This window comes from Apilactobacillus intestinapis (assembly GCF_049166695.1).
GTDB lineage: Bacteria > Bacillota > Bacilli > Lactobacillales > Lactobacillaceae > Apilactobacillus > Apilactobacillus kunkeei_C.
In genome coordinates this window covers 1-517 of the sequence record NZ_JBMHFD010000036.1, presented here as the reverse complement: position 1 = coordinate 517, position 517 = coordinate 1, and the positions used below count along the sequence as shown (strand labels likewise).

The 517-nt window shown below is 41.6% G+C and carries 1 pseudogene; it reads right to left on the bottom strand.

Features of this window, described 5'->3' with window-relative positions:
* Positions 1–144: 144 nt before the first annotated feature.
* A pseudogene (gene tig, locus ACOMA7_RS07725) lies at positions 145–517 on the bottom strand (trigger factor); the annotation flags it as partial.

The following is a 517-nucleotide window of genomic DNA, read 5'->3' as shown; positions in this document are numbered from 1 at the left end:
CAGAACGAGCAGTGAATCATTGGTCCTTGATTTTCTTCAGTCATTGATCATCCTTTCAGCTTTATCCAAATTAACGCCGTTTTAACACGACGTTTGTCAAAGTCTCTCTAAGAAAAAAAGCCCGCAAGGGGCTCTTCATCTTGTTTACTTTGCCTTTGCAGTCGAAACAATCTTATCAACAGCAGACTTCATCGCAATGTCATGCTTCAACAAAGCATCTGACAATGACTGCTTAACTTGCTCTTCAGAAATGTTGTACTGTGAAGCCAAGTCCTTTACTTCAGCGGCAACTTCTTCATCTGAAGGTTGGAAATCTTCCTTCTTAACGATGGCTTCCAACACCAAGTTCGTCTTCACACGAGTATCGGCACCTTCAGCAAACTGCTTCTTTAATGAATCTTCTGTTTGACCAGAGATTTGGAAGAACATTTGTGGTGAGATACCTTGTTGCTGCAATTGACCAAGGTACTGTTGCATCTGGCGATGAACATCTTCGTCAATCATTTCTTGTGGAATG